This is a genomic window from Bacillus sp. SIMBA_005, assembly GCF_046535585.1.
GTDB lineage: Bacteria > Bacillota > Bacilli > Bacillales > Bacillaceae > Bacillus > Bacillus pumilus.
In genome coordinates, this window is sequence record NZ_JAWRWI010001241.1 from 1 (window position 1) to 233 (window position 233).

Consider the following 233-nt stretch of genomic DNA (forward strand, 5'->3'; position numbering starts at 1 on the left):
GGCAAAACAGCTTCACGGCAAAGAGCTTTCTTATAACAATATTAAGGACGCGGATGCGGCCGTTCAAATCGTCCGGGAATTTACAGAACCCGCAGCTGTTGCCGTTAAACATATGAATCCATGCGGAGTCGGTACGGGAGCTTCAATTGAGGAAGCATTCAATAAAGCGTATGCAGCTGATAAAACCTCCATTTTCGGCGGCATCATCGCGCTGAACCGTGAAGTTGATCAGG

The 233-nt window shown here is 48.1% G+C and carries 1 pseudogene; it reads left to right on the top strand.

Going from position 1 to position 233, the window contains the following annotated elements:
* Positions 1–233 (top strand): annotated as a pseudogene (gene purH, locus SB660_RS24040) (bifunctional phosphoribosylaminoimidazolecarboxamide formyltransferase/IMP cyclohydrolase); the annotation flags it as partial.